Source organism: Pseudofrankia coriaricola (genome assembly GCF_032027725.1).
GTDB lineage: Bacteria > Actinomycetota > Actinomycetes > Frankiales > Frankiaceae > Pseudofrankia.
Genome location: NZ_JASNFO010000043.1, coordinates 78,388 through 103,206, shown reverse-complemented (window position 1 = coordinate 103,206; position 24,819 = coordinate 78,388). Strand labels below are relative to the sequence as shown.

25 protein-coding genes and 2 pseudogenes are annotated in these 24,819 nt (G+C 72.2%); 13 read left to right on the top strand and 14 right to left on the bottom strand.

Annotated features, from left to right (window positions below; all coding sequences use genetic code 11):
* Positions 1-5: 5 nt before the first annotated feature.
* Positions 6-428: an SHOCT-like domain-containing protein gene (locus tag QOZ89_RS23300; RefSeq protein WP_071046279.1), complete on the top strand. Its 423-nt coding sequence runs from the start codon at positions 6-8 to the stop codon at positions 426-428.
* 463 nt (positions 429-891) lie between these two features.
* Here QOZ89_RS23300 and QOZ89_RS23295 read toward each other — a convergent pair whose 3' ends face one another.
* The gene (locus tag QOZ89_RS23295) at positions 892-1,224 is read right to left on the bottom strand and encodes a hypothetical protein (protein WP_071046280.1); all 333 of its coding nucleotides are present in this window, start codon (positions 1,222-1,224) and stop codon (positions 892-894) included.
* A 352-nt stretch (positions 1,225-1,576) separates the two neighbouring features.
* Between QOZ89_RS23295 and QOZ89_RS23290 the strand changes: the two genes are divergently transcribed.
* The 4 genes from QOZ89_RS23290 (at position 1,577) to QOZ89_RS23275 (ending at position 5,188) form a co-directional block, all read left to right on the top strand.
* Positions 1,577-1,813, top strand: coding sequence for a hypothetical protein (locus QOZ89_RS23290; RefSeq protein ID WP_071046281.1), 237 nt, complete (start codon positions 1,577-1,579; stop codon positions 1,811-1,813).
* A 443-nt stretch (positions 1,814-2,256) separates the two neighbouring features.
* Entirely contained in the window at positions 2,257-3,471 is a 1,215-nt protein-coding gene (locus tag QOZ89_RS23285; protein WP_071046282.1) for an amidohydrolase family protein, read from the top strand.
* Positions 3,472-3,563: 92 nt separating this feature from the next.
* Positions 3,564-4,013, top strand: coding sequence for a Zn-ribbon domain-containing OB-fold protein (locus tag QOZ89_RS23280; protein WP_083417992.1), 450 nt, complete (start codon positions 3,564-3,566; stop codon positions 4,011-4,013).
* The gene (locus QOZ89_RS23275; RefSeq protein ID WP_312625195.1) at positions 4,010-5,188 is read left to right on the top strand and encodes a thiolase C-terminal domain-containing protein; all 1,179 of its coding nucleotides are present in this window, start codon (positions 4,010-4,012) and stop codon (positions 5,186-5,188) included. The genes QOZ89_RS23280 and QOZ89_RS23275 overlap by 4 nt, the downstream gene beginning before the upstream one ends.
* Positions 5,189-5,290: 102 nt before the next feature.
* Here QOZ89_RS23275 and QOZ89_RS23270 read toward each other — a convergent pair whose 3' ends face one another.
* The 6 genes from QOZ89_RS23270 to QOZ89_RS23245 all read right to left on the bottom strand — a co-directional run bounded on the left by QOZ89_RS23270 (position 5,291) and on the right by QOZ89_RS23245 (position 9,978).
* Complete coding sequence (locus QOZ89_RS23270; protein ID WP_071046284.1) at positions 5,291-6,151, bottom strand: ABC transporter ATP-binding protein; 861 nt, start codon at positions 6,149-6,151, stop codon at positions 5,291-5,293.
* A gap of 34 nt (positions 6,152-6,185) precedes the next feature.
* Complete coding sequence (locus QOZ89_RS23265; RefSeq protein ID WP_312625193.1) at positions 6,186-7,022, bottom strand: hypothetical protein; 837 nt, start codon at positions 7,020-7,022, stop codon at positions 6,186-6,188.
* Positions 7,019-7,714 (bottom strand): hypothetical protein, encoded by a 696-nt coding sequence (locus QOZ89_RS23260; RefSeq protein ID WP_071046286.1) that lies wholly within the window; start codon positions 7,712-7,714, stop codon positions 7,019-7,021. Before QOZ89_RS23260 ends, QOZ89_RS23265 begins: the two co-directional genes overlap by 4 nt.
* Positions 7,711-8,637 carry a zf-HC2 domain-containing protein gene (locus QOZ89_RS23255; protein WP_071046287.1) on the bottom strand — a complete coding sequence of 309 codons (927 nt, stop codon included), beginning with the start codon at positions 8,635-8,637 and terminating at the stop codon, positions 7,711-7,713. Before QOZ89_RS23255 ends, QOZ89_RS23260 begins: the two co-directional genes overlap by 4 nt.
* On the bottom strand, positions 8,634-9,194 hold the full coding sequence (locus tag QOZ89_RS23250) for an RNA polymerase sigma factor (protein WP_071046288.1): 561 nt from the start codon (positions 9,192-9,194) through the stop codon (positions 8,634-8,636). The genes QOZ89_RS23255 and QOZ89_RS23250 overlap by 4 nt, the downstream gene beginning before the upstream one ends.
* Before the next feature lie 229 nt (positions 9,195-9,423).
* On the bottom strand, positions 9,424-9,978 hold the full coding sequence (locus QOZ89_RS23245; RefSeq protein WP_312625185.1) for an SDR family NAD(P)-dependent oxidoreductase: 555 nt from the start codon (positions 9,976-9,978) through the stop codon (positions 9,424-9,426).
* A 194-nt stretch (positions 9,979-10,172) separates the two neighbouring features.
* On the opposite strand from QOZ89_RS23245, the gene QOZ89_RS23240 reads away from it, so the two are divergent.
* The gene (locus tag QOZ89_RS23240; protein WP_071046290.1) at positions 10,173-10,673 is read left to right on the top strand and encodes a hypothetical protein; all 501 of its coding nucleotides are present in this window, start codon (positions 10,173-10,175) and stop codon (positions 10,671-10,673) included.
* Positions 10,674-10,870: 197 nt separating this feature from the next.
* Here QOZ89_RS23240 and QOZ89_RS23235 read toward each other — a convergent pair whose 3' ends face one another.
* Positions 10,871-11,290: an SRPBCC family protein gene (locus QOZ89_RS23235; RefSeq protein ID WP_071046291.1), complete on the bottom strand. Its 420-nt coding sequence runs from the start codon at positions 11,288-11,290 to the stop codon at positions 10,871-10,873.
* 116 nt (positions 11,291-11,406) lie between these two features.
* Here QOZ89_RS23235 and QOZ89_RS23230 point away from each other — a divergent pair, with 116 nt between their 5' ends.
* From QOZ89_RS23230 to QOZ89_RS23200, 7 genes and pseudogenes are all read left to right on the top strand, one after another.
* Entirely contained in the window at positions 11,407-11,949 is a 543-nt protein-coding gene (locus QOZ89_RS23230) for a MarR family winged helix-turn-helix transcriptional regulator (protein WP_083417993.1), read from the top strand.
* Positions 11,950-11,958: 9 nt separating this feature from the next.
* Positions 11,959-13,005 carry an MBL fold metallo-hydrolase gene (locus QOZ89_RS23225; protein WP_071046292.1) on the top strand — a complete coding sequence of 349 codons (1,047 nt, stop codon included), beginning with the start codon at positions 11,959-11,961 and terminating at the stop codon, positions 13,003-13,005.
* 152 nt (positions 13,006-13,157) lie between these two features.
* Entirely contained in the window at positions 13,158-13,607 is a 450-nt protein-coding gene (locus tag QOZ89_RS23220; protein WP_071046293.1) for a group II truncated hemoglobin, read from the top strand.
* Positions 13,608-13,942: 335 nt separating this feature from the next.
* Entirely contained in the window at positions 13,943-14,209 is a 267-nt protein-coding gene (locus tag QOZ89_RS23215) for a hypothetical protein (protein ID WP_071046294.1), read from the top strand.
* 259 nt (positions 14,210-14,468) lie between these two features.
* The gene (locus QOZ89_RS23210) at positions 14,469-15,677 is read left to right on the top strand and encodes an amidohydrolase family protein (RefSeq protein ID WP_071046295.1); all 1,209 of its coding nucleotides are present in this window, start codon (positions 14,469-14,471) and stop codon (positions 15,675-15,677) included.
* A pseudogene (locus QOZ89_RS23205) lies at positions 15,583-15,792 on the top strand (TetR/AcrR family transcriptional regulator); the annotation flags it as partial. The gene QOZ89_RS23210 and the pseudogene QOZ89_RS23205, both read left to right, overlap by 95 nt.
* An 18-nt stretch (positions 15,793-15,810) precedes the next feature.
* Positions 15,811-16,197 (top strand): hypothetical protein, encoded by a 387-nt coding sequence (locus tag QOZ89_RS23200; RefSeq protein WP_241841423.1) that lies wholly within the window; start codon positions 15,811-15,813, stop codon positions 16,195-16,197.
* A 261-nt stretch (positions 16,198-16,458) separates the two neighbouring features.
* Here QOZ89_RS23200 and erm read toward each other — a convergent pair whose 3' ends face one another.
* The 6 genes and pseudogenes from erm to QOZ89_RS23175 all read right to left on the bottom strand — a co-directional run bounded on the left by erm (position 16,459) and on the right by QOZ89_RS23175 (position 24,701).
* Positions 16,459-17,235 (bottom strand): 23S ribosomal RNA methyltransferase Erm, encoded by a 777-nt coding sequence (gene erm, locus QOZ89_RS23195; protein WP_071046296.1) that lies wholly within the window; start codon positions 17,233-17,235, stop codon positions 16,459-16,461.
* A 291-nt stretch (positions 17,236-17,526) separates the two neighbouring features.
* A pseudogene (locus QOZ89_RS47515) lies at positions 17,527-17,640 on the bottom strand (BBE domain-containing protein); the annotation flags it as partial.
* Positions 17,641-17,664: 24 nt separating this feature from the next.
* A complete protein-coding gene (locus QOZ89_RS23190) occupies positions 17,665-19,956 on the bottom strand; it encodes a PKD domain-containing protein (RefSeq protein ID WP_312625178.1) in 2,292 nt (763 codons plus the stop codon).
* Entirely contained in the window at positions 19,949-22,579 is a 2,631-nt protein-coding gene (locus tag QOZ89_RS23185; protein ID WP_312625176.1) for a transglutaminase-like domain-containing protein, read from the bottom strand. Before QOZ89_RS23185 ends, QOZ89_RS23190 begins: the two co-directional genes overlap by 8 nt.
* On the bottom strand, positions 22,576-23,721 hold the full coding sequence (locus QOZ89_RS23180) for a DUF58 domain-containing protein (RefSeq protein WP_071046299.1): 1,146 nt from the start codon (positions 23,719-23,721) through the stop codon (positions 22,576-22,578). The genes QOZ89_RS23185 and QOZ89_RS23180 overlap by 4 nt, the downstream gene beginning before the upstream one ends.
* On the bottom strand, positions 23,718-24,701 hold the full coding sequence (locus QOZ89_RS23175; RefSeq protein WP_312625172.1) for an AAA family ATPase: 984 nt from the start codon (positions 24,699-24,701) through the stop codon (positions 23,718-23,720). The genes QOZ89_RS23180 and QOZ89_RS23175 overlap by 4 nt, the downstream gene beginning before the upstream one ends.
* Positions 24,702-24,819 lie beyond the last annotated feature (118 nt).

Genomic DNA, 24,819 nt, shown 5'->3' with positions numbered 1-24,819 from the left:
GTCCGATGAACGAACAGCGCAAGGACATCCTCGACATGCTGGCTGAGGGCAAGATCACCGCCGAGGAGGCGGAGCAGCTCATCGCCGCGCTCGAACGGGACCAGCCGCCGGCGGCGGCGAGTCTCGACGCACGGCCGAAGGGCAAGGCGAAGTATCTGCGGGTGGTGGTGGACACCCTTGAGAACGGTGAGCCGGGGCGGGTCAACGTGCGGGTGCCGCTGCAGCTGCTGCGGGCCGGCGTGCGGCTGGCGGCCCTGATCCCGCCGCAGGCACTGGGTAAGGCCAACGCCGAACTGAACAAGTCGGGCGTGCCGTTCGACCTGACGCAGCTCAAGCCCGAACAGCTCGAGACGCTCGTGGAGCACCTCGACGAGATGACCGTGGAGGTCGACCAACCCGATGCCAAAGTGCGTGTCTTCTGCGAGTAGGCACCGTCCAGTTGGACGGACCCCCGAGAGGGTGCTCGAACACCCTCCCGAGGCCGCGCCCGCTACAGCAGAGCACAGGTGAACTGCCAACCCGAAGTCTAGCCACTCGTCGGCGCGTAGCGGAGGGGCCACTCGGACGAGTGGCCCCTCCTCCTGTTCAAGCGTCCACAGTGGTCAACGAAAGTCCGCGCGACCTTGATCTCGTGCCGTTCGTTGTCCCGTACCCGCAGGACGGCGCCGATCGGTGTGCGTGGAATGTCGGTGCCTGGCCGCATCCTGGCCACAGGTTTGTGGCCACCGAGGGAGCGCCGTGTTCGTCCTGGCAGTAGCGCGGCACCGCCATCCGCATCGAGATCCCGACACCGCCACCGGCGGACGCACGATACGGCGAGTCCCCCACGATCATCCTGGTTGCCGACCTAGACCTCCACGGCGGCCGGCTGCGCCTGTCCGTCGCGAGAGCTCACGGTCGGCCACGACCATCCTGAGCAGGGCCGATGACGTGTCCGGCAAGCACGGTGTCGCGCAACGCGGCGGCGCGGACGTTCGGGCCGGTGGCGGAGGTCCTTGTTGATCGCCACGGCCGGCTCCATTGCCGCTGTCCGACGAGGAACGCCTGTGGGTCGCCGTCGGGGCAGTCCCTCGACGTGAGCGCCCCGGCAACCAGCGCGGCGGCTCGCTCCATGGCCGCGATGCTTTCTCTGTCACCGATCGCGACACCGTAGAAGCGGAAGAGCCGGTAGTGCAGATCTTCACGGAAACAGGGCGCCGCTGGGTCGTGGTCGCTGCACACCACCGCCCGTCGCCCTTCGGGCAGCCGGACCTCCAGACGGCGAGCAGGCTCTGGAAGCTGCCCACAGGCGACACATTGCTCAAATATGACAATCATTTATTCCCCCGTCGCGGCTGCTTAGTGCCGCATCGGAATTGTGGCACACAAGTCGGACAAGGAGGCCAAGACCCTGCGTCTCCTCGGGCGACGACCCCGTGAACGAGCCTGTGACCGGCTGGATGGTGTCGCCGCGGTAGGGACTGAACCTGGCGGCGAGAAGGCGCCAGTGATCAATTAGCTTGGTCGTTGTCTCCGTCCGCGGTGGCGTGCTGAGGGTGGTGTTGCGGGAAGTCCGGAGACGAAGTCGAGTGCCGCTGTGAGCAGGCTGGTCCATTCGTCGAACCTGTTCGCCGGAATGGCGGCCCACTGGCGGAAGGTTCGCCCCGCTGGGGCGAAGGGTTCGGCGGTGCCGTCGGCGCGCAAGCACGGTCCCGCGGGGCGGTGTCAGTTCGACCTGGCCGCTCGGCGGCACGGCCGCGCCACCAACGGCGGCTGGTGGCGCCTGCCGCGGCGCCCACCCGAGGCGGGGGCGGACGTCCTCAAGCTGACCTGAGCCACGGTCCGCGAGGACTGACGCCCCCGCCTCGACACTGGCCCGCTGATCGGCTCGCCGACCCGGCGGGGCCGGACCGCCTGTCTGGCCTTGAGTCTGGAATGAGTACATGCTTACTCTCATCGACTGGTACGGCGCCCCGTGGCCGTGCTCGCGGGCAGGAGGATGTCGGGCAGGAGGATGTCATGTCCGTTCCATCGGCTGAGGACTTAGATCCGTTCGATCTGGCTCAGGCGGGGCGCCATCACGAGGTGATGGCCGACATGATGCCGACGCCCTCGACGCCCTCGACGCCCTCGACGCCGCCGGCCCCGCGTATCGGCGCCCCACGGTGAGGGACCGACCGCTGATCGTGATTCATCGAGACGCCTGTTCACCACCAACATCGCGCTGTTCGGCCGCTGGGAGCCCGGCTCATCGGCCCACGAGTCGGGAGGATCCCTGTGAGTACCGAAACCGTCTTCGCCCATCCGGACCTCGGCTACGAGCTGATCGACGCCGACCATCACTACTACGAACCGTACGACTGCTTCAGCCGCTTCATCGACCCTGCGTTCGCCGACCGAGTCATCAATGTGCGCGTCGACCAGAAGGGCCGTGGCAAGCTCTACTTCGGCGACCGGCAGTTCCGCTACATGCGGGTGATCCAGACGGACTACATCGGCGCGCCCGGTTCCCTGCGGACGATGCTCGACAACCCGGACAGCACCGACGGGTTCGTCCACCGGGAGCTCATCCGGGGGTGGGACTACCCGGACATGATGCGGCGCGCCCCCCGGCTGGCGAAGATGGACTCCGAGCGGGTGCAGGCGGGCCTGATGCTCGGTACCGCGATGCTGCAGGCCGAGAACGAGCTGCACGACGACATCCCCGCCCTGTACGCGAACATCCGCTCCTACAACCGGTGGCTGGACGAGGAGTGGGGCTTCAACCGGGACAACCGGATCATCACCGCGCCGATGATCTCGCTGATGGACGCCGAGCTGGCCATCGCCGAGATCGACCGGGTCATCGCCGCCGGCGCGCGCGCCGTCGTCATGAAGCCCGGCCCGCTGTGGGGCCGCTCCCCGGTCGACCCCGTCTACGACGGCTTCTGGTCGCGGCTGCGGGACGCGAACGTGAAACTCGTCTTCCACAGCACCGACCCGCGTTACCTGGCCACCCTCGGCGTCCAGTTCGGTGAGTCGGCGACGCCCCCGCTGCAGGGCCAGACCCCGTTCCAGTGGTACCTCACCGCCGGCAAGCCGGTTGCCGACACGCTTGCCTCCTACGTCCTCAACAACCTGTTCGGCCGGTTCCCGGGCCTGACCGTCGTCGCGCTTGAGTGCGGCATCAACTGGGTCGTCCCGCTCCTGCACGACGTCGACCACGCCGCGCACATGGGCCGCAAGGGCTACTGGCCCGGCGGTGAGGTGATCGGGCGGCCGAGCGAGGTCCTCATGGAGCACCTCTACGTCTCGCCGTTCTACGAGGAGGACGTCGTCGGGCTGGTGCGGGCGATCGGTCCGGAGCGGGTGCTGTTCGGCTCGGACTACCCGCACCCGGAGGGCGTCGCGCACGCGATCGAGTGGGTGAACAAGCTCGACGGTCTCGACGACCGCGAGGTACGCATGATCATGCGCGGCAACGCGGCGCGCCTGCTCGGCCTCGAGGACTGACGCCGCCGGCCCGAGACCGGACCGGCATCGCCGGGTCCCGACGCGGCGAGCGCCTCCATGCCACAGGCACCAGAAAGGGAACGGACGTACAGGTGAGCGATGCCGTCAACCGCCCAGCCGGCATGCCCGATCCCGTCGTGGCACCGATCAACGAGGGGATGTGGCGCGCGGCCGCGGCCGGACGCCTTGACGTGCAGCGGTGCGCATCCTGCGGTGCGCACCGCTATCCGCCCACTGACGGCTGCTACCGCTGCGGCTCGGTGAGGTGGGACTGGTCGACGTTGCCCGGCACCGGCACCGTCTATTCCTACATCTGGGTGCCCGACCGGACTCGGACGGGCACCCCGGAGGCGCCGGCGGTCTACAACGTCGCCGTCGTCACGCTCGAGGGCACCGAGGGAGATCCCGCGCGCATCCTCAGCAACGTGATCGACGCCTGGAGTCCGGACGATCTCCACGTCGGAGACCGGGTCGCGCTCGCGCCGGTCGGTTTCGGTGACGGGGACGACCTGGCCCTGCCCTGCTTCCGGATGCTGTCATGAGCGAGTTCCGCCGGGACGCGGCCTGCGTCGTGGGGATCGGGCACTCGGCCTACGGCACCCGGGGCTCGCTGGCGCCTCTGGGCCTGGGCCGCATCGCGCTCGACGCGGTCCTCGACGCCTGTGCCGACGCCGGTCTCGACGCACCCGACATCGACGGGTTCGCCGGCTACTGCGACGACCCGACCTGGCCGGCCGACCTCGCCGTCGCGCTCGGTACCAAGGAGTTCCGGTACTCGGGCCTGGTCTGGGGCGGCCGTGGATCGGGCGTGCCGGGCGCGGTGGCCAACGCCTACGCCGCCGTCGCGACCGGCCTGGCCGACTATGTCGTGGTGGTGCGTTCGCTCATCCAGCAGGCGCGCCTCGGTCAGTCGGTGGCCGCCGGCGTGCAGCCGGGGCAGGCGATCCCGCTGGCGGCGTCGTACACCGCGCCGTTCGGGATGGCGCTTCCGGCGGCGATCTACGCGATGAAGGCGCGCCGGCACATGGCGCTCTACGGCACCACCACCGACCAGTTCGCCGAGGTCACCATCAACGCGCGGCGCAACGCCGTGAACAACCCCGACGCGCGGTTCCGCGAGGAGATCACCGTCGAGGAGCACCACGCCTCCCGGCTGGTCTGCGACCCGCTCCGGCTGCTGGACTGCTGCATGGAGTCCGACGGCGCCGCCGCGCTCATCGTCACCACCCCCGAACGCGCCCGGGATCTGCGCCACCCGCCGGTGAGCATTCGCGCCGTCGCGACGACCGGCGAGTACAAATGGGCCACCGCGTCGTTCAACACCATCGACGAGGACTACGTCAGTACCGGTCACCGCCGCGCCGCTCGCGACCTCTACCACCGCGCCGGCCTGGGACCCGATGACGTCGACGTCGCGCTGTTCTACGACGGGTTCACCCCGTCCGTCATCATGAGCCTCGAGGACTGGGGCTTCTGCGACATCGGCGAGGGCGGCCCGTTCGTCGCCGACGGCGGCATCCGCCGGGAGGGCCGCCTTCCGGTCAACACCCACGGGGGAAACCTCGCCGAGGTCTACCTGCAGGGCATCACTCATCTGCTCGAGGGCGTCCGGCAGCTGCGCGGCACGGCCATCAACCAGATCGCCGACGCCTCCGTCGCGCTCTACGCGTCGGGCGTGGGCGCCTCCCCGGGTGGGGGAGTGCTGCTGTCCCGGTAGCCGCCAGCGGAGGCGCGGCCCGCCAGCGGAGGCGGGGCCTGCTCCAGGCAGTGCGCGGGAGCAGGCCCCGGACGATCGACGTCGTCGCGTCGGCCGGGCGCCTCACCGTGTGGTCAGCGCGAGGTACCCGTCCTCGATGGCGGGCTCCACCGGTCGGGCCCGCGGGTCCGGCGCCGCGGGCGCCACGACCCGGTACCGCGTGCCGCCCTCGTGTGGCAGCGCGGACACGACCATTCCCTCGGCCGGCGGCGGCCCATCGGTGACGACCGACCACACCCGGCCCCGCGCGCGGTGGGTCAGCTCGTCAACCGTGCCGCGGAAGATGAGCCGGCCCCTGGCGAGCACCGCCACCTCGCCGCAGGTCTGCGCGATGTCGTCGACGATGTGCGTGCTCAGCAGCACGGTGCGCCGGCCGGCGAACTGGGACAGCAGGGTGCGGAAGCGAATCCGCTCCTGCGGGTCAAGTCCCGCGGTCGGCTCGTCCACGATCAGCAGTTGCGGGTCGGCGAGCAATGCCTGGGCGATGCCGACCCGTTGCCGCATCCCGCCGGAGAAGCCGCGCAGCCGGCGGTCGGCGTCCCCGGTCAGGGCGACCACCTCGAGCAGCTCCCCGACGCGCCGGCGGCGCGTCGTACGGTCGTCCACGCCCTTGAGCAGCGCGAGGTAGTCCAGGAACTGACGCGCCGTCAGGTCGGGATAGACGCCGAGGTCCTGCGGCAGGTAGCCGAGACCGCGCTGCACGGCGGTGCGCCCCGCGCCGGTGCTCATGTCGTGCCCGCCCACGGTGACCCGCCCGGACGTCGGCCGTACCAGGCCGGCGAGGATGCGCATCAGCGTGGTCTTGCCGGCGCCGTTCGCGCCGAGCAGCCCGAACATGCCGGTGGGCACGGTCAGGTCCAGGCCGTCGAGGGCGGCCACCCCGCCGCGGTACGTCTTCGTCAGGCCGGAGATCTCGATCCGCATGGGGTTTCCTCTGCTTGTCGTCGTTCGGGTGGCTTCAGGCTCGACGGGCGCGCACCGCGTGGCCTCCGGCGAGTGCGGCGGCCGCGAGCACCAGCAGCACCGCGATGGACAGCCAGGCGGTCGTCGGTGTCGGGGCCGGCCGCAGGAAGTTCAGCGTGGCGCCGGGCACCGGGCCGGCCCAGGTGTCGTCGCCGTCGATGCCGTGGAAGTCGAGCAGCGCGTCGAGCGGGTAGCCGCCGAGCGGGTGGACGAGGGTCCGCGCGAGCGTCGGCATCATGTCCGGCACGACCACGTTGCCCCAGAGCCAGTAACCGACGAAGATCACGCGGAACAGCGGCGCAGGCATGACCAGGGGCAGCGTCAGCGCGAAGGCGGCCACGAACAGCAGGCCCGGCACGATCACCACGGCGCAGGTGGCCAGCGCCCAGCCGAGCGCCTGGGGGGCGTCGGTGTGCACCGCGTACGCCGCGGCGAAGCCGAAGTACACCACCAGGATCGGTACGGCCGTCGCGGCGCCCGCGCCGAGGTACTTGCCGACGAGCCGGGCACCCGGCCGGGCGGGCGTGGCGTCCAGGATCGGCGCCACCCGCAGCCGGTCGTCGCGGATGAGCCGATCGGCGAGCAGGCAGCCGAACCCGATCGACAGCAGCGCGTGCACCTGGACCGCCAGGCCGACGACGGCGGTTCTGGCCTCGGCCGGCTGCCCTTTCCTCTCGTTGGGGTCGAACAGGTCACGCAGCAGGCTGCCGCCGATCAGCAGGAACAGCACGACGGTCAGTGCGGGCACGATCCACACCGACCGTTTGCGGACCTGCATGCGGAACTCGTACCTCAGGCTCGCGCCGAGCGTGCGCGCGGTCTGGCTGGTCATTCGTCCTCCTCGCCGATGAGCCGTTCCGAGCGGGCCAGCACGACCAGGGCCAGCGCGACGAGCGCGGCCGCCGCGCCGAGCAGCGCCAGCCGGTTCTCGGTCCAGTCGCCGGGCACCGCGCCGCGGGTCGTGGCGAACAGGTAGAGCAGCCGTCCTGGCAGGTGCCGCTGCGCCAGGTCACCGAAGAACTGCTGGATCGTCCAGAGCGTGGTGACCAGCGCACCGGCCGCCGCCGGGCCGCGGAACACGGCGCCCGCCGCGAAGCCCACGGCCCCCAGCCCGGCGGTCGGCGCCACCCAGGTGAGCTGCCCGGCGAACGGCCCGTGGTTGGCCGGCCAGCGCGCCCACCAGCCGGTGGCGATCAGCACGGCCGCCGTCAGCCCGGCGACCACCGCGGCCCAGCCCAGCGTCACCACCATGCGCCGCAGCAGCGTGACGCGGTACGGCGTGGGCGCGGCGAGCTGCAGCTCCACCGCCGGGTCCCGTCCGACCAGCGAGGCGCAGGCGACACCGGCGGCGAGCGGCACCGCCATCTCCAGGGCGCCGAGCAGGATGCGGGCCGTCGTCGCGTCGCCCGGCCGCGGGTTGGCGAGCGCGGCCGAGACGCCCAGCGCGACGGCGATCGGCGGACCGAGCAGGGCCGCCCATCCCGCCCGGCGCGCCTCGTACCGCCAAAGCGTCAGTGGTCTCACATCGGATGGGTAGCGCGCCAGCCGCCCGACGGTTCACCGTCGTAGGGACCAAGGCGCCCGGCCATCACCACCGCGGCGATCCCGAACACGGCGCTCACGACGAGGACCGCCGCGTTCGTGGACCAGGCGTCCACGATGAACCTCGCCGGCCAGTCGTCGCTGGCGAACACACCGCCCGCCAGCACTCGCGTCGCCCACAGTCCGATGGCGGCGCCGACCGCGACGTCCGGCCCGAACCGGACGGCGACCAACAGGCTGACCGAGGACAGCAGCGCCATCGGCCCGAGCCAGGCGGCGATCAGCGCGTGCAGGCTGGCGGCCCCGTCCACCGCGGCGGCGGTCAACGCGGCGGAGGCCGCCACCGCGAGCACCAGGTCGTATCCGAACACCAGCGCGAGGCGCACCAGCAGCAACAGCGGGCCGGCCGTCGGGGTGGCGGCGACCAGTTCGGCGGCCGGGTCGCGTCGTGACCGGTACGTGCCTGCCACACCCGCCGCGGCCACGATCGGGGCGACCAACGCGAGCACCACGTCGGCGCCGGTCGCGGGCCGCGGGGCGGCTGCCGCCTGAACCAGAACGATGGCCACGCCGAGCGCCATCACCAGCGCCGAGGCGACGGGCACGGCCAGCCGGATCAGCCGGGCCTCGGCCACGACCAGCGCCCCGGCGTACCGCGGCCGTCTCGTCCAGGAACCGTCGCCCGGTGGGTCGGCGGGCCCCTCGATCGCGCTCCGGGTCAGCACGGCCCGCACCATCCACGCGGCGTCCGGTGCCGCGTCGCCCGGCGCCGCGGCATCCGCGATCGCCCGCCAGGCGGCGAGGTCCGCGCGGCAGCGCGCGCAGCCCGCCAGGTGCGCGCGGACCCGGTCGCGGTCCGCGCCGCGCAGCGAGCCAGCGGCGTACGCGGGCAGCATCTCGTTCATTCGGCCACCTCCTGAGCGGTGAGCGCGGCGGCGACGGCGGCCCGGGCGTGATGCAGCCGGCTCTTCACCGTGCCGACGGGGATCGCGAGCACCTCGGCGACGTCGGCGAGCGGCAGACCGGCCACGAACACCAGCGCGATCACGTCGCGGTGGTGGTCGGGCAGCCGGTCGATGGCCGCGGCCACCGGTGTGCCGCCCGCCGCCGCGATCGCCAGCTCGTCGGGGCCGGCGCCCTGGTCGGGCCGATCGGGCAGGGGGACGCCGAGAGTCTCCGGGCCGGACCGGCCGCGCAGACGGTTGTGCGCCTGGCGGCGGGCGATCCCGAACAGCCAGGTGGTCACCTTCGAGCGGCCCTCGAAGGCGGCGGCCGACCGCCAGACCGCCAGCATCGTGTCCTGGAGGATCTCCTCGGCGGTCATCCGGTCGCCGGCCAGCCGGTAGAGGTAGCCGAACAGCGCGCCGGCGTGCCGCTCGTAGAGCCGGGTCAGCGCGCCAACGTCGCCGGCGGCGACCGCGTGTAACAGCGCCTCATCGCTGTCCGGCTCAGGTCGCGCCATCCGCCCACCTCCTCCGCCTGAAGGTAGGTAGCGAGCGGAAGGGCGAACGGTTCACCACGGCTCCGGCCGCTATTTGGCCGCGGGAACGTGGACTGTCAGCCGTTCTGTACTGAGATCCATGATCTCGGAGCCGGGCATGGCGACCGCCTTTCGGGATCAAGATTGGAACGGACAAAGTGTCCATCCACCGCCGGGTCCTGGGCTCCGGCCCGGACGGGCGTCGAGCGCGTCAGTGGGTGTTGTCCGGGCGGACCGACCGCTCGGCGATCCGGATCACGGCGGGGCGGGGCAGCGTCCGGGGCAGCCCCGCGACGAGCTTGTTCATGGGGCCGTCGACGACGGACGGGCGGCCCTTCTCGAGGCCGCGCAGGGCGGTGGCAACAACCTGCTGCGGAGTGCGGCGGCGGCCGACCGACGCTTCCTCGGCGCCGACCACGTCGAAGAACGGGGTGTCGGTGGCGCCGGGGGACACCGCCAGCACGCGGACGCCGGCAGGCTTGGCCTCCGCCCACAGGCCTTCGGCGAAGGAGAGGACGAATGCCTTGGTCGCGGCGTAGACGGCCATGTGCGCCACGGGCTGGAACGCGGCGGTGCTCGCGACGTTGATGATGATGCCGTGGCCGCGCGCGGTCATCGCGGGCAGGAATCGTGCCGTCAGCTCCACCACGGCGATGCAGTTGAGCCGTATCTGCGCCGTCAGGCGGGCCGGGTCGGCCGTCGCGACGTCGCCGTGGGTGGCGAAGCCCGCGTTGTTGACGAGGATGTCGACCGGGCGGTATGTCAACCCTTCCCGTGAAAGGCCGTCAATCGTGCGGATCGTTCGTCGAGCCCGGCTCGCCCGACACGCCCGGCACGTCGGCGCGCGCAGTCGGCTGGCGCCGGCGTGGATCGTGGTCTCGGTCAGTGGTAGCCTTGATGACCTTCTGCCCGCCGTTGCCGCATGCTGGCCTGCGGCACCCGGCTGAGGGGGACGCACCGATGGCAGCCACGGCAGGCCGGCACCCACCCAACGTGTTGTTCAACATCGTCGGCCTCGCGCTCATCGTGGCCGGCATCGGTCTGACGGTCTACGGCATCGTCGACATGCTGCGGGTCATGGGCGGATTCGACCCGTTCCGCGGCGACGGCCCGCCGGTGCGTGTCGCCGACGGCGCGGCGCTCGCCTTCTGGGGGATCATCGTCTTCACCGTCGGACGCTACTGCTGGCGCGGCGCCCGCCGGCGCGGCGTCCGCGACCGCTTCGGCCGCCTGCTGATCATTGCGGGGTACGTCCTGCTCGGCGCCGGCCTCGATGCCGGCGTGCACGCCGCGGTTCTGCTCTGGGGCGGCCGGACCGAGGACTCGATGCAGTCGGCGGTCATCCACGCCGTGCTCGTGTTGGCGCTCTGGGCCCTGCCGGGCGCGGTGCTGGCGGCGATCGGGTTCCGGCTGGCCGGCGAGAAGGCGCTCGCCGAGGCCGAGGTCAACGCCGGCCTGTAAGCGGGTTACGGGAGGCTACGAGACCTGGTCGTGGGTTCCCCGTCGCGTCGGGGTGTGGCGGGGGACAGGTGAGCTCAGTGATCTCGACTCGTGCGGACCGATGATCACGTCCCGCACCGAGGGCCCGTCACCTGGTTGAGGACATCAGCCAGGCCGGGATCGAGACGCGCCCTTCGGCGCGTCGTCTTCCAGGTCCGTCATGCGGCGGCCAGGTAGGCGGTCAGGCTGTCCAGGAGCATGGTGCTGCCCTGCTCGGCCTGGTCGCGGTCCTCGGCGGTGTCGAAGGTCTGGGACAGAGTGATCTGGGTCCGGTCGCCGTGGGCGGCCAGGTCGAGGGCCATGAGGACAGGCTCGTCACGGTCGGGGACGTTCATGCCCATCACCAGGCGCTTGTTCTCCACGACCTCGGTGTAGCCGCCCGACAGCGGGATGCGGGTTCCACCCGGGATGACCATCACCGAGCTCCAGGCGCCGCCGGGCCGGACGTCCAGGACGACCTCTTCGGCGCTGGCCCACTGGCCGTAGTCCTCCGCGACGGTCCAGGCGCGCCAGACCGCCTCCGCTGGGGCGTCCAGGTCGCGGGTGAGGGTGTAGTCGAAGCCGGCGGTGCTGGTCATGATGGTCTCCTTCGGGCGCGGCCCCGGCGTGTGGGGCGGTCAACTGCACTGCAAGCAAAGTATAGTAACGATCATTGACCGTCAAGAGTCGTTACTAATCTTTTCAGGAGTCGAGCATGCCAAGCGACACCTCGCTCCCCGACCTGGGCATGCTGACCGGCCAGCTGATGCGTGCGATCCAGAAGGAGCTGTTCGCGGCCCTCGCCGAGCAGGGACACCCGGACGTCAGCCCCCGACACGGCTTGGTCCTGGCTCACCTTGATCCGGAGGGGGTCCGGGCCACCGACCTGGCCGAGCGCATCGGCCAGCACAAGCAGATCGTCGGCACGATCGTCGACGAGCTGGTCCGGCTCGGCTATGTCCGCCGGGAGCCGGACCCGGCCGACGGGCGCGCCAAACTCGTCGTCCCCACCGACCGCGGGCAGGACGAGATCGCCAAGGCGCGCGCCATCCTCGCCACCATCGAACGCCGACACGAAGAGTCCCTCGGCGCCGACGCCTACGCCGACTTCAAGCGGACGCTTGTGCAGGTCACCAATGACCAGCGCTCCTGGCGAGCCCACAGTGCCATGCCCGACCCAGCACACCAGACCTCAGACGCGCTCGTCGCTGACCCGTACGGATCTGGTGGCGGACGGCGGCGACCCGGGGCGGCCTAAGGTCGGGGTATGTGCGATGACGACGCGTCGGGTGTGCTTGCCGCCGCTCCACGGCCCGTGACCGGTACGGCTGTCGACCCGGTGTCGTTGGCGCCGGTGGACGAGGTCGTCATCACCACGCTGATGGACAACACCTTCGACGGGCTGCTGGCGGGGGACGATCGGGTGCGGCGGCCCCCGCGGGGTGCCGGGCTGGTCGAAGCTCCCCAGTTCGAGGATGGGCTGACGACGGCGGGCCTGCGGGCCGAGCACGGCTTCTCGGCACTGGTCCGGGTCCGTCGCGGCGAGACGGTCACCACCCTGCTGTTCGACACCGGTGTGTCGCCTGACGGGATGGTGAGCAACGCCGAGCGGCTCGGCATCGATCTCGGCGAGGTTCAGGGCGTCGTGCTCAGCCACGGCCACTTCGACCACGCGGGCGGCCTGGCCGGCCTGGCCGGCCGCCGTGGGGTCCGTGGCCTGCCGATGACGGTGCACCCGCTGGTCTGGACGCGTCGGCGGCTGGCACCCCCCGGGCTCGACCCGTCCGCGCTGCCGACGCTGAGCAGGCGTGCGTGCGAGTCGGAGGGGTTCGAAGTGATCGAGCGGCGGTCTCCGTCGCTGCTGGTCGACGGCAGCGTGCTGATCACTGGCGAGATCGACCGCACGACCGACTTCGAACGCGGAATGCCGCCCGCGCATCAGGCCTGGGACGGCGCCGGCTGGCGCCATGATCCCCTCGTGCTCGACGACCAGGCGCTTGTCGTGCATGTCCGAGGCAGGGGCCTGGTGGTGCTGACCGGGTGCGGGCACGCGGGCGTGGTCAACATCGTGCGGCACGCGCTGCGGCTGACAGGTGTCGAACGGCTGCATGCGCTGATCGGCGGCCTGCACCTGAGCGGGCCCGCTTTCGAACCGGTCATCGCGCCGACGGTCAGCGCACTGACCGATATGGCGCCCGACCTTGTCGCCAGCGCGCACTGCAGCGGCTGGCGCGCCCAGCATGCGCTGGCCACGGCGCTCCCGGGGGCCTGGGTACCCAGCAGTTCGGGCACGTCGTTCCGGCTCGCCGCCTGATCGCCCGCCGAGGTCGTCCGCCACGGCCCGGCCCTGACGGGACCAACGCGCGCGCCGCGGCGGCCTCTCCCGCCGACGCGGGACGTTTCGAAGCCGAGATCTGGCACCGTGGAAGCCTGGGCGGCGCGTCGCCCTAGCCTCAGGAGGTCATCGTGAGTTCCTCGCTCTACGACGATGTAGGCGGCCTTGATGGCCTGCGGCGCCTGTCCGCGGCGTTCTACGACCGTGTGCTCGCAGACGAACTGCTCGCCCCCGTGTTCACGCACTTCACGCCGACCCACCTCGATCATGTGGCCGTGTGGCTGGCAGAGATATTCGGTGGGCCAGCGGATTTCTCGGCCCGCCTCGGCGGGCATCAGGCGCTGCTACGGAGCCACCTCGGGCTCGGGATCCGCGACGAGCATCGGCGACGCTGGCTGGAGCTGATGGCGGACGCGATCGGCGAGGTGCTGCCCGGCCAGCCGGAGCTCGCCGTGGCGCTCATGGAGTACTTCGACTGGGGCACCGCCATCGCTCAGGACGTCTCTCAGAACCCCGTCGGCACTGATCTGGGCGAGCCCGGCCCCACCCCTCGATGGGGACACCAGGGTCTCGTCCACTAAGAAGTGGGACCAGTACTCGATCTTGAAGCCGCTTCTCGGCGCGGGAGCGTTCCCGGCGCTACTTCGGCGTGGAGCGTGAAGTAGGCGAAGAAGGCCGGCGGGACCGCCGCGGTGCCCTCCTGCGCCGCGGTGGACGGGAAGCTCGCCATACGGGATCTTCGTGCACCCGGCGGAGAGCGCCATCCGTCAGCACCTCGACGCTCCCAGACGAACGGCGGCGTGGCGGGCACCAGGTCCGGGATCGTCTCCGTATCACCGCGACCGTCCTGGCGACACCTCCTCGTTTGGCGCTCCGTCGATCCTCGATGATCGAAATCTGATTCGAGGCGTCGAAGGTGTCATCGCTCAGCTCTGGCGGTGGCGGACACAGCCTGTTCAACTGGGCCTGCGAACCGGACCTCGGGGACCCCGGAGCGGGCAGGATCGTCACCTGGATCGCCGGCTCCCAAGACGACGGCCAGACCCTCCAGGGCGAGGTGCGGCGCTATGACTTTGTCGGCGATGCGCTGGTCGTGACCTACCAGGAGCCGTTCTCGATCAGGACCGACGACCCGATTCCAGGCATTCCGGCCCGGCCCGGTTGTGGCTCGATCCTTCGATAGCCCGACGGCTGGCCGGAAGGGATCATCCGTGCGCGCGTCGGGTCATGCGGCCCGTCGTGCAGACGCGGCCGACGCGCCTGGTCGGTCCTGACCGTGGACTAACGTTGACGTCAGTGTTAGAAGATGTTAGGAACGATCTGTGTCTGGCGTCACGCTCCAGGGCTGATGCTCGTCGGCTCCCAGGCAGGCGTGATCGCGAGCTGTCGCGCGGCCGCCCAGCGGCGTCCGTCGGACGGCCCACCGGCGACCGGAGGTAGTCATGCCCAAAACCCCTGTCGGCTTTCCCGTCTTTGACGCGGACAACCACATGTACGAGACGGCGGACGCCTTCACGAGATTTCTTCCCAAGGAATATGACGGCCTGATCAAGTACGTCCAGGTCAACGGGCGCGACAAGATCGCCGTTCGCGGCGTGATCTCCGAGTACATCCCGAACCCGACCTTCAACGTCGTCGCTCGGCCGGGAGCCTGGGAGGAGTTCTTCAAGCACGGCAACCCGGACGGGAAGTCGACCCGGGAGCTGATGGGCGCCCCGATTCGCTCGCCCGAGGCGTTTTTCGCGCCGGAGCCGCGGCTGGCCCTCATGAACGAGCTGGGAATTGACCGGGCGCTCATGTGGCCGACGCTCGCCAGCCTCCTGGAAGACCGACTGCGCATGGATCCGAAGGCCACCCACGCGGTCGTCCACGCGCTGAACCAATGGATGCACGAGCAGTGGAGCTTCAACTACCAGGACCGTATCTTCGCCACGCCGGTGATCACGCTGCCGATCGTGAGCGAGGCCATCAAGGAACTGGAGTGGGTGCTCGAGCGTGGAGCGAAGATCATCCTGATCCGGCCGGCGCCGGTGCCCGGCTACGAAGGCTTCCGGTCGTTCGCGCTGCCGGAGTTCGACCCGTTCTGGGAGAAGGTGGTCGAGGCGAACATCACCGTCGGCCTGCACTCCTCCGATGACGGCCTGACCCGCTACTACAACATGTGGGAGGGGCGGGCCGATGGTGAGCATCTTCCCTTCGCCACGCCGTCGGCCTTCATCGAGATCATGCACACCCAGGGCCGGGGCATCTTCGACACGGTGGCCTCGCTGATCGGGCACGGGCTCCTCTCCCGTTTCCCGCGGCTGCGCATCCTGCCGGTCGAGAACGGCTCCGGCTGGGTGCGGCCCTTCGTGGAGGCCGCTGGCACCGCATACGCGCACAACCCGAGGCGGTTCGACGAGGACCCACTTCAGGTGTTCAAGCGCAACATCTGGATCCACCCGTTCCACGAGGAGGACCCGCGCGGCCTCATCAAGGTCGTGGGCGTCGACCGGGTCGTGTTCGGGTCCGACTACCCGCACGCGGAGGGACTCTCCGACCCGGTCTCCTACGTCGATGAGCTCGAGGGCCTGTCCGCCGAGGACATCGCCCGCGTCATGGGCGGCAACCTGGCCGAGGCCATGGATCTGCCCTTCGCGGCCGCGGCCTGAGCGGAGGCCCGGCCGGGAGTCCGGGCGAAATGGCCTCGGCACCCGGATCGACGACGTCGTCGAGATCGCAGGCCTCTCCCACGGCCTCTTCTACCGATACTTCGCCAACAAGGCCGACCTCGCGCGAGTTCTCGTGCTGACAGCGATGGCGCCGCTGTCCCGTACGCTCGCCGCGATCCCTGCGCCACCCGAGCCAGGGTCCGGGAAAGCCTGGTCGACGGCCAACCTGCGGGCATGGCTGCGCACCTACAACGAGATGCACGCCTCCGAGGCCGGGATCATCCGGATCTGGGCCGACGCGACGCGCCGCGAAGCCACGCTCGGGACCGACGCGGCCGCTGCCCTCGACTGGGGCCGGCGCCAGATCGTGCACTTCCTGGAACCTCGCGGTTTCGGCGACGTCGACATCGAGGCGATCGTGGCGATGGCCTTACTAGACGTGTTCGGCGGCGGAGACCGACCGGCGGAAACGATCGAGGCCGCGGTCCGCGTGATCGAGCGCGGCCTGCTCGGCAGATAGCGCGGGCCGCTCGGCAGATGACGAAGTGCTACCGCCGCACCTGCCGGCCAGCCGGGCGTGGCCGTCCACCGCCAGCCAGGGAACGCGGTGCCCCCGTCGCTGACGATCTGGATCGCCGCCCCGCTGAGGTCGAGGAGAACGCCTCCGGTCGCCGGCGCGACCTACCTCGGCCTCACCTTCCTGGTCGCCTCGCTCCTGATCGCGCTGATCGCCGCCGGCCAGGTCAGCGGCCAGCCGTCCACGCGCCGGTGGGAGTGGGACTCACCGGAGCCGATAGGCGTCCACCCAGGCGCCGAGGTCCAGGTCGCGTGGCAGATGACCGTCACCGATTCCGTGCGCGCGGCGCCATGTCGCGAGCGCGTTGCCCGACAGGCCCCGCGTACGGAGGATGTTGACGATCCCCCGCCCCCGCCCATGGAAGACCTCGGCCGCGAAGGTCTGGTAGGCGGCGCGCTCCGCCGGCGGGACCAGTGGAGCGGGGCGGCGGTCGACGACCAGGAGCCCACCGTCGACCGAGGGGCGCGGGTTGAAGGACGTCGAGGGGACCCTGCGGTCGAGCGTGAACTCGTACCAGGGCCACCACTGGGCGGTGAGCAGCGTGGCACCCCCGACACCGGCCCGCTTGCGGGCGACCTCCCACTGGAGCAGGAGCACTGCCCGGCGCCAGCCGTTCAGGGTGAGCAGCCGGCGCAGGACCGGTGTGGTGATGTGGAACGGAACGTTGCAGACGAGGTCGTACGGTCCCCGCGGCGGGGCATGGCGCAGGATGTCGCCCTGGCTGACCACGACGTGCGGCGCGACGGCGCGACGCAGACGGGCGACCGAGCGCGGGTCGACCTCGATCGCCTCCACCGGCCGGCCCAGGCGGGCGAGCGAGCGGGTGACGGCGCCGCGTCCGGCGGCCCACTCGACGATCGGCATTGGTGCCTCGCCAATCAACTCGACGATGCGGGCGATCACTCGCCTGTCGGTGAGGTGGTTCTGACCAAGCTCATGCGGTCCGGGGTAGGCACCGTAGCCGGGATGGACACGGGACATGTACTGCTCCCTCGGTCGTCTGTCGACGCCGGGCAGCACGAAGCGCCGCCCGGCCCTGAACAGGGCCGACGGCGCAGAACGACCGAGTGGTTGGCTGAGTACCGTTCCGCGCCGTCAGCGGGCGGAACGCAGCCGAATCGCGGCACACATGATGGGCAGCAGGGTACGGCCAGGCAGCTGGTCCGACCAGCCAATTTCGAGCCGGCGGCGCCTGGCCGCGCTGGCGGTCGGCAGCATGCTGCTGGCCGCCCGGTGATGGGCGGTGAGGCCGGTCCGGTACTGACCACCGGATCAGCCGGCGACGGGCGGCACGCTCTGCTCGAAGCTGAACACGTTCTCCGGGTCGTGTGTGGCCTTCGCCTGGCGCAGCCGCTCGCGGTTGCAGCCGTAGTACTCGCGCTCCCAGTCCGACGCGGCGGCGTTGGGGGCTCAGCAGAGCGGGACCTTCGTGTCGACGAAGACGTTGTTGTGCGGGCCGGACGTCGCGCCGTTGTTGTAGAAGTTGTCGGCCGGCGCGTACCGGCCGGCCGCCACTCCGGACACGACCAGGTAGAACCAGGTGTTCCCGTCCTCCACCGCGTCGCCGGTCGTCCGACAGCGGACCTGCACCGCCACGTTCACCCCGATCCTGGGCGTGTTCGGGCCGACGAAATGCACGGTGGCGAAGGTGGGCGAGCCGGTGTTGCCGGTGACCTCGGTATGGGTCGCCGGCGGCGGGGACGTCGTCGGCGGACGTGTCGTGGGCGGCGGAGCTGTCGTCGTCCGAGGTGTCGTGGGCGGCGGGGGCGTCGGCGTCGGAGTTGGCGGCGGCTGCGTCGTTGGGGGAGCCGGTTGGGTCGTCGTTGGGGGAGGCGGTGGGGTGGTCGTCGGGGAAACCGGGGATGGCTGCGTCGGGGGCCCGTTCACGGTTACCCGGACCGGGGTGCTCTGCGCCGAGTTGCCGGCCGCGTCGGTGACGCGGACCGTGACGAGCCAGGTGCCCGGCGTGTCGAACGTCAGGTCCACCACCGCGGACGCCTGGTCGCCGGTCGTCTGGGTGACCGAACCGCCGGGACCCGCCATGAAGTTGTAGCTGACGATCGGCACCGCCGGGTCCGCCGCGGACGAACCGCTGGCGTCGAGCCGCACGGGAAGCGGCGCGAGCCCGCTGGCCTGCGACACGTTCAGTCGGGCCGTGGGCGGATTCGCCCGCGGCGGGACTGTCGCCGGCGCCGACGGCGTGACGACCGGCGCGCTGGGCGACGGCGTGGCGGTGGCCGGCCGCGGGACGACCGGCGGCCCGGTGGGCGCGGCGGAGGTCGTCTGCGCCGGCCGCGGCGGGCGCGGCGCCTCGGGCGAGGGTTGCCGCCCAGGCGGCCGGGTGACCGGGGGGACGACCGGCGGCTGGCTCGGCGCGGCCGCGGGCGGCGAGAACGGGGGAGCCTTTGGGGGCGAGGGCCGGGCCGTGGCGGGTGGGGACGTCGCCGGCTCGGTCGGGGACGGCGGCGGTGTCGACGACGTGGGCGGGGGCGGCGGGACGTCGGCGGGCTCGTCGTCGGCGCCGGTTGGTGTCGGGCCGTACTTCTCGACCGTCGTGACCGTGCCGCTGGGCTGGATAACCCCGGCGATGCTGCCGGCGGGGTCGTTGAAGAACACCACCGATCCGGCGCGCTGCAGTTCGAACGGCTTGTCGGGCGTGACCGGCACGTTCGCCGTGGCCTTCACCTTCCGCCCGGCCAGGTCGACGACTATCACCCGGCTGGTCGTGAGGTCCGGGACGAACACCAGGCCGGCGGCCTCCACAGGCTGTCCCAGCCGGTGCCCGGCGACGTCAAGGTCGATCACGTCGTCGCAGGTCCGGGTCGAGAGATCGCTGAGCATCAGCAGCCCACTGCGCTGGCTGACCAGGAAGATCCAGCGGGCCGCGTCCGCGCGCAGTTGCCCCGGCGGCGGCGCCGGGCCCGCACCGGCCACCACGACCGAGCCGTCCTTGGTGGCGTCGACGCACACCCCTGGCCCGGTGACGCCGTCCGCCTCGATCGGGCGGGCCCGCCCGGCCGCCAGGTCCACGGCCACCGGCCGCCCGGACACGGAGATCAGCCTGGTCCACTGCGGGTCGACGGCCCCAACCCGGGCCTGCCGCCCGTCGCCGTCCACCCGCAGGAGGTCGCCCGTCGCCGCGTCGACGATCCACAGCCGGCCCGCGCCGTCGGCGAGAACCGCGCCGTCGCGGATCGTGGCGTGGACGGCGACGGTCGCGCGGACCCGCAACGTCCGAGGGTCGACGACGAAGACGACCCCCCGCGACGGGCTGACGGCGAACAGCGCGCCCGGCGCGGGGAACAGCGTCAACGGCTCACCGCGGCCCGAGAACGGGCTCGTCGGCAGGTTCACCCGGTAGGTCGTGCCATCGATCCGCAGCACCGTCCCGTCAGCCGACGAGACAAACGCGTCCGTGCCCTCCTGGGTGCCCACCGACCCGTTCCCGCCGATGTCGACCCGGGTGACGATCTGCCCGGACGTCCCGTCGACCAGCACCGCCTCCCCGACGGTCGACGACACCAGCCACGCCGACGCGTCGTCGAGGTCGACCGCCCGCCGTGGGACCTCCTCCGGCCGCGCGAGCGCGAGCGCGAGCCCGGCGACCGCGCCGGCGAGCACCAATGCCAGGAGGACTCTTGGCAACCAGACAAGCCACGGCCGGGGGATCGCTCGCTGCCGCGCGAGGACGTGATCATTCACCGTGCACCACCGTCGTGTCAGCGAGTGTCGTCGTCGTGCCGGCGTGGGCCATCGTGCGCCGCTGCTGGCCGTGTACCTGGACCCAGTGCTGGAGAAAGTCCGACGGGCTCGCGGGTACCGGCGGGACGGCGGCGGGTGTCACCGCCGGCCCGGTCGGCGGCGCCACGGCCGCGGCCTCGGCGTCGGCGCCCGCCGCCGGGGCGGCGAACAGCGGGTGCGGGTCGAGGAGGGCCCGCACCCGGCCGGCGCGGCCGGCGGCACGTCCCAGCTCCCGGCGGACGTCCCCGACCAGCGCCCAGGCCCGGTCCGGATCGTCGGCCCCGGTGCCGCCCAGGGCGAACGTCGCCTCGTCGACCAGCGCCGCGAGCAGCCGCAGCGGCGCGACCGCCGGCGCCGTGGCCGGGTTCCTGGCGACGGCGCCGACCAGTTCGCGTCTGGTCAGCGAGGGCGATCGGGAGACGCCGAACTCGCCGAGCCGGTCCCTCGCCTCCCACCAGGCACCGCGCACCCGGTCGGCCGGGCCGCCGCGATGTCGCCGCGTCAGCCGGCGCCGGGCCTTTTCGCCGATCACCAGGAGGGGCAGGGCCAGGGCGAGGGCGCCCAGCGCGATGAGCAGGACGAACGGCCAGGCGAGACGCCCACCGCGCCCGTCGTCGCCGCCGACGATGATGTCGCGTTGCGCCGGCGTGATGACCGCCGGGTTCTCCTCGTCGCCCTGCTGGGTCTGTGGTGGGGAGGCTCCCGACAGCGGCGCGTCCCGGGACCCCGCCCTCGACAGGTCGCTCGTGTCGGTCGGCTCGAACGCGACCCAGCCGATCCCGGCGAACAGCACCTCCGGCCAGGCGTGTGCCTGGTGGTCGGTGACCGTGAATGTGCCGTCGGTGTTGGCCGCGTCGGTGGTGTTGGCCGCGCCGTCCTCGTCGAGCAGGTAGCCGACGCTGATCCGGGTCGGGAACCCGAGCGAGCGGGCCAGCACGGCGAACGCGGCGGCGCGCTGCTCCGCGTAGCCGCGGTGGTCCGCCGGGTCGGCCGAGTCCAGCAGCCGGGTGAGCCGGCCGTAGGAGTGGCCGGGCGTCGCGTGCAGGTCGTAGGGGAACGCGTTGCCGTCGCGCAGGAAGTCGGCGAGCGCGACCAGCTTGCCGTACGTCGTCGCGGCCCCGGCCGTCGTCTGCCTGGCGTTGGCCAGCAGCTCGGCCCGCAGATCGTCCGGCAGGTTCGGCAGCACCCGGTAGCGGTCCGCGCCCGGCCCGGTCGCCACGACGGCCGCCGCCAGCTGCGCGTCCGACGGCCGCGACACCTGGGCCGTCAGGTCGAAGCGGTCGCCGGCCCGCGGTGGCGACAGCAGGGCGAGCGTTCCCGACGTCGGCTCGAACGCCGGACCTCTCCCCTCTCGCGGGCCGGAACCGCTGGCGGTGGCGTAGTCGATGGCCGTCGGCTCGCCGAGGGTGGGCAGCAGCGCGTCGTCGAACCCGTCGAACGTCACGTCGGCGCGCACCCTCGCGCGCGCGACCGTCGTCGCGACCGGTTCCTCCGGACCCGGCAGCACCTTGTCGACCGCGATGAAGTTCCCGTCGACGCTCCAGGTGGCGCCGTCGAAGGCGCCGAGGGCGGCCGTCCGCACCCGGGGCGACGTGCCTGGCGCGCCGGCCGGCCAGGCGGCGGCCGCGGGGGTCAGCCTGATGGTGAACAGCTTCGTCGGCTCGGGGGTGTCCAGCTGCGCGCGCACCTGCACGAGTGGGTTGAGCAGGGCGACGTCGTCGACCGGCGGACTGCTGTGTTCCCTGAGGTCGTACCGGTCAGCCGAGTCGATCGGCACGACGACGCCGACCACGGTCGCCAGCACCGCGACCGTCGCGACCACCGGCAGCCCGATCGCCAGCGGCCCGGCCAGCCGGGACCGGTGCCCGGGGCCGGATCGGCCGTCGACACCGGGCCCGCCCCCGGTCGGCTCGGACTGGCCAGGGAGCACCCCCGCGCGCGCGGACCGTACCGCGGCGAGCACGAGCACGAGCACCACGAAGCATCCGGTGAGCACCAGCTGCGCGACCCGGCGGCGCTGCCCGGCCTCGGCGACCAGCAGCAGAAACCCGATCGTCACGAGCAGCGGCGGCAGCGCCGGCAGCAGCGCGCCGTGCCAGCGCACCACCAGCACGACGGCGGCGAACGTGGCGACCCAGAGCACCGCGCCCAGCGGCGCCAGCAGCAGCGTGTTCGGCTCGGCGGGCACGGCCGTGGTCAGCAACGGCCGCCAGCCGTCGCGCAGCGCCCGCAGCAGCAGGTCGACGCGGCCCGCGGCCACCCCCGTGCCGTAGAGCAGGCCGGCCAGCGCACCGACGAGGCAGACCAGCTCGACCGTGGCCAACCGCCGGGCCGCGACCGTGCCGACGACCGCCGCGGCGGCGACGGCGCCGGCCAGCGGCGCCAGGTAGCGGTAGCCGTCGAACAGCGCGCCGAGGGCGGCCGCGGCGGGCAGCATCGACGCCCCGGCCAGGAGCACGTCGCCCAGCCGGAGGCGTGGGCCGGTGGCCGGCGACGGGGGCGACGGGGGCGGTGGGGTCGGCCGGGGCGACTTGACCGGCGGGACCGGCGGGGCCGGCCGGGGCGACAGGATCGGCGTGGTCATCGGCGCGCCCGCGAACCCCAGACGGCGGCGAACTCGTCGCTGGTCCGCACGTTGACGGCGAGCGCCCCGGACACCGACGGAGCCGGCCGGCCGTGCAGCTCGCCGACCTGGACGAGGCTGACCATGGCGTACCGGGGCCGCACGGCCGACACGGCGCCCAGCGCCGACGGCGCCGGCTGACCCGTCACGACCCCGAGCGCGACGCCGGGGGTGCCCGGCATCATGGCCGCCAGGGCGGCCAGACCCGGGTCGTCTGGCCGCGTCGTCACCTCGGCGAGCAGGTCCAGCATCGCCTCCCCGGCCGCGATGTCCCGGCCGGCCGCGAGACGTCCTCGGCCGGTGGTCCACAGCTCGACCGGGAAGCCACGGGTGAGCCCGGCGGCGATCAGCGACGAGGCGACCCGCACCGCGTCCTCGAAGAAGTCGTCGGTGTAGGGGGCGGCGCTGGTGTCCAGCACGACCATCATGGTCATCTCGTTGGGCACGACGTTCTGCCGGACCATGAGCTTGGCGGCCCTGGCCGAGGACCTCCAGTGGATGAGCCGCCGGTCGTCGCCGCGCACGTACTCCCGCATCGAGTGGAACGCGACACCGCCCAGCGGCGCCTCGCGCGCCGCCGGCCCGTCCAGCTCGAACGAGCCCCCCGTCGGCAGCGGCGCGACGGCGAGCACCCGCGGCCGCACCCGCAGGGTCGACCGCCCGGGCAGCTCCCGGCTCAGCTGGATGAGCCGCAGCGGATCGCTGTGGCCGACGACCAGCGGCCCGACCTCGAACACCCCGCGCCGCCCGGTGGGGATCGCGTAGCCGCGCTGGGTCCCGGCCCCGGCCGCGAGACTGGGAAGCGCGATGCCGATCGACGTGCCGGCGACCCGCTCGGCGGCCCGCAGCGGCGGGCAGCGCCGCCCGGAGACGTTGGTGACCGTGAGGACGCCGGACGCCGGCTCGCCCTCCACCACCCCGGCCGGGCGGATCTCACGACTGATCACGACGTCCGGGGCCACGAACAGCCAGGCGCAGGCGACCACGAGCGCCAGCGTGGCCGCGGCCGACATCACGACGAACTCCGGGTAGCGCAGGACGAAGCCGGCGACGCCCAGTGCCACCGCGAGCGCGGCCACGAGGAGCCCGGAGCGGGTGATCATCGGAAGGCCGGCCGTTCACCGGGTACCGGGATCCCGACGAGGACCGAGCCGAGCAGCTTCTCGGCGGTCACGCCGTTCAGCTCGGCCTCCGGGCGCAGGAGCAGCCGATGCCCGAGGACATGCGGGGCGAGCGTCTTGACGTCGTCGGGAATGACGAAGGCGCGCCCCTCGGCCGCCGCGTGCGCCTGCGCCGCGGCCACGAGCGCGAGGCCCCCGCGGGGGCTCGCGCCCAGCCGGAGCTCGCCGCGCCGGCGGGTGGCGTCCACGATCGTCACGACGTAGCTGAGCAGCTCGCGGCTGATATGGACGCGCCGCACCGTCGCGGTCATCCGCTGCACGTCGGCCGCGGACACCACCGGCGCCAGGTCCTCGACCGACTGGCCAGCCGACCGGCTGGCCAGCATGTCCACCTCGGCCTCGTGGCTCGGGTAGCCGACCGCGAGGCGCATCATGAACCGGTCGATCTGCGCCTCGGGCAGGTCGAAGGTGCCGCCGTGCTCGACCGGGTTCTGCGTGGCGATGACCAGGAAGGGCCGCTCCAGCGGGTAGGCGGTTCCGTCGAGGGTCACCTGCCGTTCCTCCATCACCTCCAACAGCGCGGACTGCGTCTTCGGCGACGCCCGGTTCACCTCGTCGGCGAGCACGACGTTCGCGAACACCGGGCCGGCCTGGAACTCGAACTTTCTGGTGTCGGCATTCCAGATGTTGACGCCGGTGACATCGGTCGGCAGCAGGTCCGGCGTGCACTGGATCCGGCGCATCGTGCCGGCGATGGACTTCGCCAGCGCCTTCGCGAGCGACGTCTTGCCCACACCCGGCACGTCATCGATGAGCAGATGGCCCTCGGAGGCGAGGCAGAGCACAGCCAGCCGGACGACATCCGTCTTGCCGCGGATGAGGCGTTCGACATTGCGGACGACCAGGTCGCACCGCTGCGCGAACCACGCCACCTCGGCCGGCGACACTGGCTGCTCGGACACATGCTCTCCCAGAGGGTTGTCTGCGGTTGGACGAAGGCCGTGCGCTTCGGCCTGGCCGGGGCCGCCGGGCTGGAACTCCCGGCGCGCTCATTGGACTTCCCGGACTTATCCGACTCAT

Excerpts from the sequence above, each read along its gene's own strand:
- QOZ89_RS23300 (WP_071046279.1), top strand. The coding sequence starts at position 6 with ATGAACGAACAGCGCAAGGACATCCTCGACATGCTGGCTGAGGGCAAG.
- QOZ89_RS23275 (WP_312625195.1), top strand. The coding sequence starts at position 4,010 with ATGAGCGAGTTCCGCCGGGACGCGGCCTGCGTCGTGGGGATCGGGCAC.
- QOZ89_RS23270 (WP_071046284.1), bottom strand. The coding sequence starts at position 6,151 with ATGCGGATCGAGATCTCCGGCCTGACGAAGACGTACCGCGGCGGGGTG.
- QOZ89_RS23265 (WP_312625193.1), bottom strand. The coding sequence starts at position 7,022 with ATGACCAGCCAGACCGCGCGCACGCTCGGCGCGAGCCTGAGGTACGAG.
- QOZ89_RS23255 (WP_071046287.1), bottom strand. The coding sequence starts at position 8,637 with ATGAACGAGATGCTGCCCGCGTACGCCGCTGGCTCGCTGCGCGGCGCG.
- QOZ89_RS23250 (WP_071046288.1), bottom strand. The coding sequence starts at position 9,194 with ATGGCGCGACCTGAGCCGGACAGCGATGAGGCGCTGTTACACGCGGTC.
- QOZ89_RS23240 (WP_071046290.1), top strand. The coding sequence starts at position 10,173 with ATGGCAGCCACGGCAGGCCGGCACCCACCCAACGTGTTGTTCAACATC.
- QOZ89_RS23235 (WP_071046291.1), bottom strand. The coding sequence starts at position 11,290 with ATGACCAGCACCGCCGGCTTCGACTACACCCTCACCCGCGACCTGGAC.
- QOZ89_RS23230 (WP_083417993.1), top strand. The coding sequence starts at position 11,407 with ATGCCAAGCGACACCTCGCTCCCCGACCTGGGCATGCTGACCGGCCAG.
- QOZ89_RS23225 (WP_071046292.1), top strand. The coding sequence starts at position 11,959 with ATGTGCGATGACGACGCGTCGGGTGTGCTTGCCGCCGCTCCACGGCCC.
- QOZ89_RS23210 (WP_071046295.1), top strand. The coding sequence starts at position 14,469 with ATGCCCAAAACCCCTGTCGGCTTTCCCGTCTTTGACGCGGACAACCAC.
- erm (WP_071046296.1), bottom strand. The coding sequence starts at position 17,235 with ATGTCCCGTGTCCATCCCGGCTACGGTGCCTACCCCGGACCGCATGAG.
- QOZ89_RS23185 (WP_312625176.1), bottom strand. The coding sequence starts at position 22,579 with ATGACCACGCCGATCCTGTCGCCCCGGCCGGCCCCGCCGGTCCCGCCG.
- QOZ89_RS23180 (WP_071046299.1), bottom strand. The coding sequence starts at position 23,721 with ATGATCACCCGCTCCGGGCTCCTCGTGGCCGCGCTCGCGGTGGCACTG.